Raw genomic sequence first — 12,039 nt, forward strand, 5'->3', positions numbered from 1 at the left:
CATGCTAGTCAGGCCTCAGCGCAAGCACGGTCCGAAGGCGGAAATGAACGTGGTGCCCTACATCGACGTCATGCTGGTGTTGCTGGTGATCTTCATGGTCACCGCACCGATGCTGGTGCAGGGCGTGAACATCGAGCTGCCCAAGGTCGCCGCCGAGGCGCTGCCGACGGAGAACGAGCGCAAGCTGCTCACCCTCTCGGTCAAGGCGGACGGCAGCTTCTACTGGAACCTGGGCAGCGAGATCGACATCGAGCAACAGGCGGACACGGCCGTGGAGCTGGCGGAGATGCGCGCCAAGGTGGCGTCGCTCATCGCCGTGCACGGCGATGCCCAGGTCTATGTTCGTGCCGACGATGCCGCGGACTACGGGCGCGTGGTCGCCGCCATCGCCGAGTTGCAGCGCGGCGGGGTGGTCAACCTCGGGCTGATCACTGAAGCGCCGGATACGCTGGCGCCGGGGGCTGGACAGCCATGAATGCGGCGCTGATGGACGCGGCGATGCTGCGCGAACCTGCGCCGTCCCACGCCTCGCAAGGGCTGGCGCTGCTGGGGGCGATCGGCCTGCACCTGGCGTTGGGTGCAGCAGTGCTGCTGAATAGCTGGACGCCGACATTCGAGGCACCGAGCAATGCGCAAATCCTGCGCACCCAGCTGGTGAGCCTGCCGGTGCCGGTCGAGCCGCAAGCTCTGCCCGAAACGCCGGTCGAGCCGCCCCCCGAAGCTGCCGCACCGGAGCCGGTGGCGGAGCCCACGGCACCGACCGAAGCCGAGCTGGCCTTCAAGCGGGCCGAGCAGAAGCGGGTCGCCGAAGCGGCCCGCCAACAGCAGTTGCGCCAGCAGCGCGAGACCGTCGAGCGCGAGCGGCAGGCCCGCGAGCGTGAACAGCAGCGTCTGGCTCAGGAGGCCGAACGCACTGCCGAGGCCCGGCGCCGAATCGAAGCCGAGCGAGCCCGTGTCGCGGCGGCCGAACAGGCGCGGCGCGAGGCCGCCGCCGCGGCGGACCGGCAGTACCTGCCCATCGCCAAGGCGCCGCCGGTGTATCCGCAGCGCGCGCTGGACTCGGGCGTGCAGGGCGAATGCACGGTCAGTTACGACGTCGATCCGACCGGTCGCGTGGTGTCGCCGCAAGTGGCGGGGCAGTGCCATCCGCTGTTCATCCGCCCCTCGCTCGAGGCGGCCAAGCGTTTCCGCTACCACCCGCGCATCGTCGACGGCCAGGCCGTGACGGTGCGTGGCGTACAGAACACCTTTCACTACCGCATCGAATGACGCGTTCAGGATTCAATCGATATGAAACAGGATTTTCGCGACTTTCACGCCGCCCTCGCGGCGCTCGACGATCAGTCGATCAATCCGGGCCGCCAGCCGAGCCTGAGCGATCTGGTCGACCACAGCCGGCGCGGGCTGCTCAAGGGCAGCCTGGGCCTGGCGGGCATGGCCTTTCTCGGCGGCGGGCTGTCCGCTTGTGGAGCGGTTGCGGCACGCAGTCGGCTGCTGGGTTTCGAGTCCGTTCCGGCGCAGCTGGATCCGGCCTTCGACAGCGTGCAGGTACCGCCGGGCTATCGTGCGCGGGTGTTCTTTTCCTGGGGCGACCGGGTGGAGACCGACGCACCGCAATGGAAAGCCGATGCCAGCGACGACTGGCAGGCACAACTGCTGCAGGCCGGGGACAATCACGACGGCATGCACTTTTTCCCGTTCACGGACGCGCCGACCGAGCACGGTTTGCTGGCGATCAACCATGAGTACGTCAATCCGCCGCTGCACCCCGACGGCATGAGCCTGGTGGATGGCCGCCGGCCGCTGGCAGAGGTGCGCAAGGAGCAGGCGGCGCATGGCGTCAGCATCATCGAGGTGCGCAAGGATGCCTCCGGCCAGTGGCAGCGGGTCCATCCGTCGCGCTACAACCGGCGCATCAGCACGCTGACGCCGATGGCCGTCGGCGGCCCGCTGGCCGGGCACGAACTGCTCCGAACCGCCGCCGATCCGAGCGGCACCCGCATCATTGGCACGCTGAACAACTGTTCCAGCGGCTTCACGCCGTGGGGCACCTACCTGACCTGCGAGGAAAACTGGCACAACTACTTCCTCAATCGCGATGCCGAGGACCTGGCCGCACGTACCGCGCACGCCCGCTACGGCGTTGCCGGCGGTGAGCGCAGCAAGCTCTACGGCTGGGAAAGTGCCGACGAGCGCTTCGATGCCACACCCGATGCCAGCCTGCCGCACGGCGGCTATGTCAACGAACCGAACCGTTTCGGCTGGGTGGTGGAGATCGATCCCTTCGATCCGCAGGCGCAGCCGGTCAAACGCACCGCATTCGGTCGCTACTGCCGCGAATGCGCGGTGTTGTCGCTGGGGGAGGACGGACGCATGGCGTTCTATTCCGGCGACGACTCGCGCGGCGAGTACATCTACAAGTTCGTCCCCAGCGGCCGCTATGTACCCGGCGCGGATCAGCAGAATCGCCAGCTGCTCGATGACGGCACGCTCTACGTTGCGCGTTTCGACGCCGATGGCAGCGGTCGCTGGCTGGCGCTGGTTCACGGGCAGAACGGCCTGACCGCCGAGCATGGCTTCCCCAGCCAGGCCGAGGTGCTGCTTAACGCGCGCGCCGCAGCCGACCGGCTCGGCGCAACGCCCATGGACCGCCCGGAATGGGTCGCGGTGCATCCTCGTACGCGCGAGGTCTACGTCACCCTGACCAACAACGATCAACGCGGGGACAAGGCGGCGGTCGACAAGGCGAACCCGCGCCCGCAGAACCTGCACGGGCAGATCCTGCGCTGGCGTGAGGCGGGAGGCGACCCCGCGGCGACGCGCTTCGAGTGGGAAATTTTCCTGCTCGCTGGCGAGCGAAAGGGCGCGCGCGGTGCGGACGGCAAACCCGTGCCTGCACATCTGACCGGCACCATCGAGGGCGATGCGTTCTCCTCGCCGGATGGTCTGGCCTTCGATGCCGATGGCCGGCTGTGGATACAGACCGACTACGGCGACGACGAACCGGCGATGCAGGTCATGGGGACCAACCAGCTGCTATGCGCCGATCCCGGCACGCGTGAGGTGCGTCGCTTTCTGGTCGGGCCGCGTGGCTGCGAGATCACCGGCATCACCTGGAGCCCGGACTACCGCGCCATGTGGATCAACGTGCAGCACCCCGAGCTGAGCTTCCCGGCCAGTGATGGTCAGTCGCGACCGCGCTCTTCGACGGTGCTGATTACGCGGGACGATGGTGGCGTGATCGGCACCTGAGGCTGTTGTGGCGCGGCCCGCGCGATGTGGCTAGAGGCTTGTAACGGTTTCGTTGGCCCGAGATCGCCGTCAGGCGGCCGTCCAGAAGAACGGCAGCACCATCATCCAGACGATGACGGCCGCGCCGAACGCCGTCTGGGTGATGGCGGCCGCCTCCAGGCGGTCGTCCACCCGGCACAGCGAACAGGTGCCCTGGTAGAGCAGGACGCAGCACGAGGCCAGCGCGCTGAGCGGTAGCACCGTGTTCAGAAACGGGTTGTTCACCAGCAGGCCGAGAGATGACAGCCATAGCGGCACGCAGGCGATAGTGGCTACCAGATAAGCTTCGGCATAGGTCACGTCGTGGCTGCAGGCGTGGGCGACGTGTTTGATCAGCCAGCCCATCACGAACACCGAAAATATTTCGCCACCGAAGAACAGGCCGGCCGTGCCCGTCGAGGGCTGGATCTGGAAGATGGGCAGGTAGGCGCTCAGCGGTGCGTCCAGCAGGGCGATCATCGTCGGCGGCAACAGCGACAGCGGCACGATGAATGCCCAGAGCCGGATTCGAGGCGGCAGTTGATCGCTCGTCCAGTCGGAAGGGGCGAGTGCACTGCACAACAGCATGCGCATGAGGACAAGGAGATTCATGACGTTCCTTTCTGGGGCGGACGGAATCGGCTGGGCGGTTCCGGTGAAATATATATCGTGGTGTGATATATATCGTGCACAATGCTGCGAAAAGGTCAACGAGGAAATCGTCTCTTGGAAAAATCCGATTACCAGCGGCTGGCGCATTTCCGTCATCGCCTGCGCCGATTCCTGCGCAACAGCGAGTTGCTGTGCCTGGAAAACGGTGCGACGGCGCTGCAGTACCAGCTGCTGCTCCAGATTCGTGGCGCTTCGGCGCGTGATTGGGCGACGGTTGGTGAGCTCGCCGAACAGCTGCAATCGAAACATAACAGCGTCGTGGCGCTGATCGACCGCTGCGAAAAAATGGGCTTGGTCGAGCGAAAGGCGGGGCGGGAAGACCGGCGTCAGGTTGAGGTTCACCTGCTGCCTGCCGGCGAGGAGCTGCTGGCGCGCATCGCCGAATTGCATCAGGAAGAGGTGCAACTGCTGCGTGCGGAGTTCAGCCTGCCGGGTTGGGACAGGGCCGAATAATTCATCACCACCGAGGCGGTCCGATTATCGAGAGGTCCGCAAGAGGAGTTGCTATGGAGAATAAATCAGCCGATTGGGATCCGAGATCCGAGGCGGTACTCAAGGACCAGTTGGCCACCTACGACGACATGCGCCGTCGCTGCCCGGTGGCAACCAGTCGTTACGGCTACACCTCGCTGTTCCGACACGCGGATGTCATGCACGTATTGATGGACCACGAGACCTACAGCAACGCCGTCTCGCGTTTCCCCTCCGTGCCCAACGGCATGGACCCGCCGGAGCATACGGCGTACCGGCGGCTCATCGAGCCTTACTTCGAGCCGCAGCAGATGGAAGCCTTCGCGCCGGTGTGCCGGGAGGTTGCGGTACGGCTGGTGCAGGCCTTGCCGGAGCAGGCGGATGTCGAGCTGATGGCGGACTTTGCGCAGATTTTCGCGTTGCAGATTCAGTGCGCCTGGCTGGGCTGGCCGGTGGAGCTGCACGAGCCGCTGCGCCTGTGGACGCTGAAGAACCAGGCGGCGACGTTGGCCAGGGACGAAGCGGCGATGAGTGCGGTTGCGCTAGAATTCGACGGCTACATCAAGGATCTGCTCACGGCGCGCCGCAACGCCGGTAGCGCGGCGCCAGACGACGTGACCACCCGTCTGCTGCGCGATCAGGCCTTGGGCAGACCGCTGACCGACGATGAAATCGTCAGCATCCTGCGTAACTGGACGGTCGGCGAGCTGGGTACCATTGCCGCCTCGATCGGCATCCTCGTGCATTACCTCGCCGGCCATGCCGCGTTGCAGCAGCAGTTGCGCGAGCAGCCGGCGCTGCTGCCGGCCGCCATCGACGAGATACTGCGCATCCACGCGCCGCTCGTTATGAACCGGCGGGTCACCACCAGAGAGGTCACGCTGGGTGAGCGCACGTTGGCGGCCGGTACGCGTCTGGCGCTCATCTGGGCATCGGCCAATCGCGACGAAGCGGTGTTCGGCGATCCCGATGAGTTTCGTCTCGACCGCGAGCCGCAGCTGAATCTGCTGTATGGCGCCGGCATCCATGTCTGTCCCGGAGCCCCGCTTGCCAGGCTGGAGCTGCGCGTTGTGATGGAGGAGCTGCTGGGGCGCACCCGCCGAATGGCGCTGCTGGCGGATCAGCAACCGGTAAAGGCGTTCTTTCCCGCCAGCGGGTTTTCTTCGCTACCCCTGCATATCGAGAAGGCCGAGAACGCTACCCCGCACGGCTGAGCGACGAGCGCACCTCGCGCAGTGCCTGAGGTTGAAGTCCGAAAACAGAAACGCCCCGAGTAATCGGGGCGTTTCGTTATCTGGTGCGGTGCTCAGAGCGTAGCGAAGATCGCATGCTGAGCCAGTTCCAGCAGTGGCTGCGGGTAGACACCGAGGAGGAAGGCGAGGGCGGCGACGGCCAGCAGCATGATGCCACCGGCTTGTTGACCCCAGTTGAGCGGTGCGTCGTGACGGCGTATGCCGGGCTCGACCAGATACAGCGTCACCATCACGCGCAGGTAGTAGTACAGGCCGATGGCGCTGCCGATGATCAAGCTGCCCAGCAACCACCACTGCTGCGATTGCACGCCAGCGGCGATCACGTAGAACTTGCCGATGAAGCCCGCCGTCATCGGAATGCCAGCCAGCGACAGCATCATCACGGTGAGCACCGCAGTCAGGTACGGCCGGCGCCAGAACAGGCCGCGGTACTCGTACAGGGCATCGGCGTCGCGGCCCTGGAATGGGCTGGACATCAGCGTGATCACACCGAAGGCACCGAGGCTGGTCAGCACGTAGGTCGCCAGGTAAACGCCGACTGCCTCGACAGCAAGGCCTTCGCTGGCGATCAGCGCCACCAGCAGGTAGCCGAAGTGGGCGATGGACGAATAACCGAGCAGGCGCTTGAGGTTGCTCTGATTCAGCGCCAGCAGGTTGCCGATCAGGATCGAGGCGATGGCGATCAGCGTCAGACCATCGTTCAGCCAGCCGCCACTGGTCGCTGGCGACAGCTGGTAGAGGCGCAGCAGCACAGCGAACACGGCGAGTTTGCTGGCAGTGGCGAGGAATGCGGAAACCGGTGCCGGAGCGCCCTCGTAGACATCCGGCGTCCACAGATGGAAGGGCACCAGCGAAAGCTTGAAGCCCAGCCCGACCAGCATCATGCCAATGCCGGCCTGCACCAGAACGGTCGACTGTTGCGCCGCCAGGCTGGCGCCAATGCCGGCGAAGCTCAGGCTACCGGACTCAGCGTACAGCAGCGCCATGCCGAACAGCAGGAACGCGCTGCCGGCGGCCGACAGCACCATGTACTTGATTCCGGCTTCCAGCGAACGCTTGTTGAAGAAGGCGTAGGCGACCAGCCCGTAGACCGGCACCGAAAGCAGCTCCAGGCCGATGAACAGACCGGCCAGATGCTGGCTGGACACGAGCACCTGACCGCCGAGGGCCGACAGCACCATCAGCAGATAGAGTTCCTCGCGATTGCCTGGGAAGCCCTGGCCGCCCGGCTTCTCGCCCAGATAGGCATGCGCCAGGGTGACGCAGGCCAGCGTGGCCAGCAGCAGTAGCGCCATGTGGAAGTAGGCGAAGCGGTCCAGCTGCAGCAGCTGGGTAACCTCCAGCGGCGCTACCTGCAACGCTGGCGCAATCGATAGCAGCGCAAGAACCAACCCGGCTGCGGTCAGCATGTAGGTCAGGCCATGGTTGCGACGCCACGCAATCGCCAGCATCACCACCACGGTGGTGGCACTGACGATGAGCAACGGCAGCAGGGCGATGAAGTGTTGTTGAGTGAATTCCATAGCGCGACTACCGGACCGAAGCGAGTTGGGAGAAAGCGGTACTGAACCACTGCTGTACGCCACTCATGGTGGCCAGCGAGGTGTCGAATACCGGCTGCGGATAGACCCCGAGCAGCACCAGCAGCGCCGCCAGCAGCAGAATCATGCCGACCTCGCGCGCGTCCAGCCCGCGCAGGCTGCCCTCGGCCTTGACCGGACCGAAATGCGCGCGATGGATCATCGCCAGCGAATACACCGAGGAGAGCACCAGACCGAAGGTGGCGATCACCACGATCCACGGCCACTGGCCGAAAGCACCGAACAGCACCACGAACTCGCCGACGAAGTTGCCGGTACCGGGCAGGCCCAGCGAGGCGGCGGCGAAGAACAGGCTCAGCGCCGGCAGCCACGGCAGGCGCGACCACAGACCGCCCATCTCACGCATGTCACGGGTATGCAGGCGCTCATAGAGCTGGCCACAGAGGATGAACAGCGCAGCAGCCGACAGGCCGTGGGCGATCATCAACACCACCGCGCCCTGCAACGCCAGCTCGCTGCCCGAGTAGATGCCGATAAGCACGAACCCCATGTGCGAGATGCTGGAGTAGGCAACCAGACGCTTGATGTCGGTCTGGCCGAACGACAGCAGTGCACCGTAGAAGATGCCAATCAGGCCGAGCGTCATGGCGATCGGCGCGAAGTCCGCCGAAGCCTCGGGGAACAGCGGCAGGGCGAAGCGGATCATGCCGTAGGCGGCAGTTTTCAACAGGATGCCGGCCAGGTCCACGGAGCCTGCGGTCGGGGCCTGGGCGTGGGCAGCCGGCAACCAGGCGTGCAGCGGTACGATCGGGAACTTAACCGCGAAGGCGATGAAGAAGCCGAGCATCAGCAGGAACTCGATCTTCGGATCGAGCTCGGCGTCGAGCAGCAGGGCGTAATCGAAGGTCAGTACACCGGTGTTGTGGTAATTCACCAGCACCAGCCCGAGGATCGCCACCAGCATGATCAGGCCGCTGGCCTGGGTATAGATGAAGAATTTGGTCGCCGCGTTGATCCGCGAACGCTTGCCTTCGGAGCTGTGACCCCAGAGCGCGATGAGGAAGTACATCGGCACCAGCATCATTTCCCAGAAGAAGAAGAACAGGAACAAGTCCAGCGAGAGGAACACGCCGACCACGCCGCCGAGGATCCACATCAGGTTGAGGTGGAAGAAACCGACGTGGCGCTGGATCTCCTTCCACGAGCAGAGCACCGACAGCACACCGAGCAGGCCGGTGAGCAGCACCATCAGCAACGACAGACCATCGAGTGCCAGGTGCAGGTTGATGCCAAAGCGCTCGATCCAGACGTGCTTGAACTCCAGCGCCCAGGTCGAGCCGGCTTCAGGCGTCGGCGCCAGGCTGTAATCGCCGTTGCTCCAGAGCCAGAGGCCCAGACCGAACAGCAGCGTCATGGTGAACAGGGCGATCCAGCGTGGCAGGGTTTGGTCGAAGCGTTCGACCAGCCAGCAGAGCAAGCCGCCGATGAAGGGAATCAGGATTAGCCAGGGCAGAATCACGATTTCGAGTCCTTGGGCAATTCAGAGCAGGATGATGCCGAGCAGCAGCACGGCTCCGCCGACGATGGACAGGGCATACCAGCGCAACTGGCCGGTTTCGCTGCGGCTCAGGGCGGCGTGGCTGCCACGGGCGGTGCGCGGCACCAGACCGATGGTGGCGTCGATGGGGTCACGGGCGAGCAGGCGGCACAGCCACAGATAGGGCTGCACGAAAAGCTTGTCGTAGATCCAGTCGAAGCCCCACGCGGCGAACCACCAGGTGCTCAGCAGGCGTCCGGGTGCGCTTTGGGCGATGGACGTGACCAGCCCGCGCTTGCCGAGGAACAGTGCTGCGGCGAGCAGGATGCCGGCGATTGCAACGGCGCCGGACACCAGCTCCAGGCTGTGCTTGGCCTCGCCACCGGCATGGCCGAGGCTCTCAGGCAGCACGCCGGCCAGCGGCGGGGTGATCAGCGCGCCGACCACCGTGGAAAGCACGATCAGCACCGCCAGCGGCAGGTTGTGGGCGAGGCCGCTTCCGGCATGCGCCTCGGTCTGCGGCTTGCCGTGGAAGGCAATGAAGATCAGTCGGAAGGTATACAGCGAAGTCAGGAAAGCGCCTGCCAGACCGGCATAGAGCAGCCCGTTGTGTCCGCTGGCAAATGCTTCCCAGAGGATTTCGTCCTTGGAGTAGAAGCCCGCGGTGATCAGCGGCAGCGCGGCCAGCGCGGCGCCGCCGACGATGAAACTGGCGTAGGCCAGCGGCAGCTTCTTCCACAGGCCACCCATGCGAAAGATGTTCTGCTCGTGGTGGCAGGCGTGGATAACCGAGCCGGACGCGAGGAACAGCAGAGCCTTGAAGAAGGCGTGCGTCATCAGGTGGAAGATCGCTGCGTCCCACGCACCAACGCCGAGGGCAAGGAACATGTAGCCGATCTGGCTCATGGTCGAGTAGGCCAGGATGCGCTTGATGTCGGTCTGCACCAGTGCGGCGAAGCCGGCCAGCACCAGCGTCACGCCGCCGACGATGCCGACCAGCTCGTGCACGTCGGGCGCCAGCAGGAACAGGCCATGGGTACGGGCGATCAGGTAGACACCGGCGGTGACCATGGTGGCAGCGTGGATCAGCGCGGACACCGGCGTCGGGCCCGCCATCGCATCTGCCAGCCAGGTCTGCAGCGGCAGTTGTGCCGACTTGCCCACTGCGCCGCCAAGCAGCGCCAGGGTGGCCAGGGTGATCCACAGATCGCCCTCGGCGAACTTCTGCGGCGCCAGCGTCAGCAGGTCCTGGATGTTCAGCGTGCCGAGCTGGACGAACAGGATGAACAGGCCGAAGGCCATCAGCACGTCGCCCACGCGGGTGACGATGAAGGCCTTGAGCGCCGCGTTGCCGTTCTTGCGCTCCTTGAAGTAGAAGCCGATCAGCAGGTAGGAGCACAACCCCACGCCTTCCCAGCCGAAGTACAGCAGCAGCAGGTTGTCGCCCAACACCAGCAGCAGCATGCTGAAGATGAACAGGTTGGTGTAGGCGAAGAAGCGCGAGTAGCCCTCTTCACCCCGCATGTACCAGCTGGCGAACAGGTGGATCAGGAAGCCCACGCCCGTGACTACGCCGAGCATGGTCAGCGACAGGCCGTCCAGATGCAGGCCGAAGGATGCCTGCAGGTTGGCGACGTCCAGCCACTGCCATAGCTGCAGGGTGAAGACCCCCTCGGCCGGCGGCGTGGTGTTGAACTGCCAGATGATCCAGGCGCTGGTCAGCGCGCTGAGCCCCACCGAGCCGACGCCGATGGTCGCAGCAAGGTTCTCGGAAATCCGTCCGCGGGAAAAAGCGAGCAGGAAGTAGCCGAGCAGCGGAAAAACGAAGGTCAGGAATAGAAGATTCATCCGTGCATCTCGCTTGCGGCATCGACATCGAGGGTATTGAAGCGGCGGTATAGCTGCAGCAGGATCGCCAGGCCGATGGCGGCTTCAGCCGCCGCCAGGGTGATCACCAGAATGAACATGATCTGCCCGTCCGCCTGTGCCCAGCGGCTACCGGCGACGACGAAGGCCAGGCCCGCAGCGTTCATCATGATTTCCAGGCTCATCAGCATGAACAGGATGTTGCGCCGAACCATCAGACCGACCAGCCCGAGGCAGAAGAGGATCGCGGCGACTGCCAGCCCGTGTTCGAGAGGAATGCTTTGCATGAATTACTCCTTCGCCTCATGGCGGCCCAGGTGGTAGGCCGCGATCAGCGCCGCGAGCAGCAGCAGCGAGGCCAGTTCGACCGCCAGCAGGTAGGGCCCGAACAGCGATACGCCGACTTCCTTGGGACCAACGCTGGTGAGCGCCAGCGGTGCATTGCTCGGTTCGGCGAACAGCGCCCAAAGCAGTTGCAGCAGCAGCACACCGGCCAGCAGCGACGGGCCGATCCAGATCCGTGGTGTCAGCCAGGCTCGCTCCTGCTGGGCAATGGCCGGGCCGAGGTTGAGCATCATCACCACGAAGACGAACAGCACCATGATCGCGCCGGCGTAGACGATGATTTCCAGCGCACCGGCAAACGGCGCGCCGAGACTGAAGAAGCACATGGCGACCGCCAGCAGCGAGACGACCAGGTAGAGCAGGGCGTGAACCGGATTCGTGCCGGTGACCACCCGCAGGGTGGACACCACCGCTACACCGGCGGAGAAGTAGAACGCGAAGTCCATGACGTCAGGTCCTCGAAACTGTGGCGTCGCTCGCCCATGAGGCGAGCGGGCGGAAGGAGCGGGGGCGCGGCGATACGGTCACGGCAGCAACCCCTTGACGTTGATCGGTTCGGCTTCGCACTGCGCGGCGCCTTTCGGCTTGCCGGCGATGGCCAGGCCGGAAACGCGGTAGAAGTTGTAGTCCGGGTTCTTGCCGGGCCCGGAGATCAGCAGGTCTTCCTTCTCGTAGACCAGGTCCTGGCGCTTGTACTCGCCCATCTCGAAATCCGGAGTGAGCTGGATTGCGGTGGTCGGGCAGGCCTCCTCGCACAGGCCGCAGAAAATGCAGCGCGAGAAGTTGATGCGGAAGAATTCCGGATACCAGCGACCATCTTCGGTCTCGGCCTTCTGCAGCGAGATGCAGCCTACCGGGCAGGCCACCGCACAGAGGTTGCAGGCCACGCAGCGCTCTTCGCCGTCGGGGTCGCGGGTAAGTACGATGCGGCCGCGATAGCGCGGTGGCAGGTAGACCGGCTCTTCGGGGTATTGCAGTGTGTCGCGCTTGCGGAAGGCATGGCTGAACACCATTACCAGGCTGCGCAACTGGGTGTAGGTGCCGTGGAGCACCTCGCCAATGTACTTAAACATGAATTTTCTCC

Annotated in this window: 12 protein-coding genes; 5 read left to right on the forward strand and 7 right to left on the reverse strand. The window is 64.9% G+C overall.

Translation table 11 applies throughout. The features are described from left to right. Position 1 precedes the first annotated feature (1 nt). The 3 genes from tolR to NAV27_RS09310 are packed head-to-tail and all read left to right on the forward strand — an operon-like array spanning position 2 to position 3,252. The gene (tolR, locus tag NAV27_RS09300; RefSeq protein ID WP_008570167.1) at positions 2-475 is read left to right on the forward strand and encodes a protein TolR; all 474 of its coding nucleotides are present in this window, start codon (positions 2-4) and stop codon (positions 473-475) included. After that, positions 472-1,269: an energy transducer TonB gene (locus tag NAV27_RS09305; RefSeq protein WP_102829255.1), complete on the forward strand. Its 798-nt coding sequence runs from the start codon at positions 472-474 to the stop codon at positions 1,267-1,269. The genes tolR and NAV27_RS09305 overlap by 4 nt, the downstream gene beginning before the upstream one ends. 21 nt (positions 1,270-1,290) lie before the next feature. Further along, positions 1,291-3,252 (forward strand): PhoX family protein, encoded by a 1,962-nt coding sequence (locus NAV27_RS09310; RefSeq protein ID WP_102829254.1) that lies wholly within the window; start codon positions 1,291-1,293, stop codon positions 3,250-3,252. Between the two features lie 69 nt (positions 3,253-3,321). Here NAV27_RS09310 and NAV27_RS09315 read toward each other — a convergent pair whose 3' ends face one another. After that, positions 3,322-3,882: a YIP1 family protein gene (locus NAV27_RS09315; RefSeq protein ID WP_102829253.1), complete on the reverse strand. Its 561-nt coding sequence runs from the start codon at positions 3,880-3,882 to the stop codon at positions 3,322-3,324. A 114-nt stretch (positions 3,883-3,996) separates the two neighbouring features. Here NAV27_RS09315 and NAV27_RS09320 point away from each other — a divergent pair, with 114 nt between their 5' ends. Together NAV27_RS09320 and NAV27_RS09325 are read left to right on the forward strand one after the other, a co-directional pair. Then, complete coding sequence (locus tag NAV27_RS09320; RefSeq protein WP_081002722.1) at positions 3,997-4,395, forward strand: MarR family transcriptional regulator; 399 nt, start codon at positions 3,997-3,999, stop codon at positions 4,393-4,395. Positions 4,396-4,448: 53 nt separating this feature from the next. After that, positions 4,449-5,627 carry a cytochrome P450 gene (locus NAV27_RS09325; protein WP_102829252.1) on the forward strand — a complete coding sequence of 393 codons (1,179 nt, stop codon included), beginning with the start codon at positions 4,449-4,451 and terminating at the stop codon, positions 5,625-5,627. 92 nt (positions 5,628-5,719) lie between these two features. Here NAV27_RS09325 and nuoN read toward each other — a convergent pair whose 3' ends face one another. From nuoN to nuoI, 6 genes are all read right to left on the reverse strand, one after another. After that, positions 5,720-7,189, reverse strand: coding sequence for an NADH-quinone oxidoreductase subunit NuoN (gene nuoN, locus NAV27_RS09330; protein ID WP_102829251.1), 1,470 nt, complete (start codon positions 7,187-7,189; stop codon positions 5,720-5,722). A gap of 7 nt (positions 7,190-7,196) precedes the next feature. Then, positions 7,197-8,726: an NADH-quinone oxidoreductase subunit M gene (gene nuoM, locus NAV27_RS09335; protein ID WP_102829250.1), complete on the reverse strand. Its 1,530-nt coding sequence runs from the start codon at positions 8,724-8,726 to the stop codon at positions 7,197-7,199. A gap of 21 nt (positions 8,727-8,747) precedes the next feature. Next, the gene (gene nuoL, locus NAV27_RS09340) at positions 8,748-10,592 is read right to left on the reverse strand and encodes an NADH-quinone oxidoreductase subunit L (protein WP_102829249.1); all 1,845 of its coding nucleotides are present in this window, start codon (positions 10,590-10,592) and stop codon (positions 8,748-8,750) included. Further along, positions 10,589-10,897 carry an NADH-quinone oxidoreductase subunit NuoK gene (nuoK, locus tag NAV27_RS09345; protein WP_008570159.1) on the reverse strand — a complete coding sequence of 103 codons (309 nt, stop codon included), beginning with the start codon at positions 10,895-10,897 and terminating at the stop codon, positions 10,589-10,591. Before nuoK ends, nuoL begins: the two co-directional genes overlap by 4 nt. A gap of 3 nt (positions 10,898-10,900) precedes the next feature. Then, positions 10,901-11,401 carry an NADH-quinone oxidoreductase subunit J gene (nuoJ, locus tag NAV27_RS09350; RefSeq protein ID WP_102829248.1) on the reverse strand — a complete coding sequence of 167 codons (501 nt, stop codon included), beginning with the start codon at positions 11,399-11,401 and terminating at the stop codon, positions 10,901-10,903. Between the two features lie 78 nt (positions 11,402-11,479). Next, positions 11,480-12,028 carry an NADH-quinone oxidoreductase subunit NuoI gene (gene nuoI, locus NAV27_RS09355; RefSeq protein WP_003289595.1) on the reverse strand — a complete coding sequence of 183 codons (549 nt, stop codon included), beginning with the start codon at positions 12,026-12,028 and terminating at the stop codon, positions 11,480-11,482. Positions 12,029-12,039 lie beyond the last annotated feature (11 nt).

The organism is Stutzerimonas degradans, from assembly GCF_024448505.1.
Taxonomy (GTDB): domain Bacteria; phylum Pseudomonadota; class Gammaproteobacteria; order Pseudomonadales; family Pseudomonadaceae; genus Stutzerimonas; species Stutzerimonas degradans.

Coding starts and splice junctions, on each gene's coding strand:
- tolR (WP_008570167.1), top strand. CDS start 2: ATGCTAGTCAGGCCTCAGCGCAAGCACGGTCCGAAGGCGGAAATGAAC.
- NAV27_RS09305 (WP_102829255.1), top strand. CDS start 472: ATGAATGCGGCGCTGATGGACGCGGCGATGCTGCGCGAACCTGCGCCG.
- NAV27_RS09310 (WP_102829254.1), top strand. CDS start 1,291: ATGAAACAGGATTTTCGCGACTTTCACGCCGCCCTCGCGGCGCTCGAC.
- NAV27_RS09315 (WP_102829253.1), bottom strand. CDS start 3,882: ATGAATCTCCTTGTCCTCATGCGCATGCTGTTGTGCAGTGCACTCGCC.
- NAV27_RS09325 (WP_102829252.1), top strand. CDS start 4,449: ATGGAGAATAAATCAGCCGATTGGGATCCGAGATCCGAGGCGGTACTC.
- nuoN (WP_102829251.1), bottom strand. CDS start 7,189: ATGGAATTCACTCAACAACACTTCATCGCCCTGCTGCCGTTGCTCATC.
- nuoL (WP_102829249.1), bottom strand. CDS start 10,592: ATGAATCTTCTATTCCTGACCTTCGTTTTTCCGCTGCTCGGCTACTTC.
- nuoK (WP_008570159.1), bottom strand. CDS start 10,897: ATGCAAAGCATTCCTCTCGAACACGGGCTGGCAGTCGCCGCGATCCTC.
- nuoJ (WP_102829248.1), bottom strand. CDS start 11,401: ATGGACTTCGCGTTCTACTTCTCCGCCGGTGTAGCGGTGGTGTCCACC.
- nuoI (WP_003289595.1), bottom strand. CDS start 12,028: ATGTTTAAGTACATTGGCGAGGTGCTCCACGGCACCTACACCCAGTTG.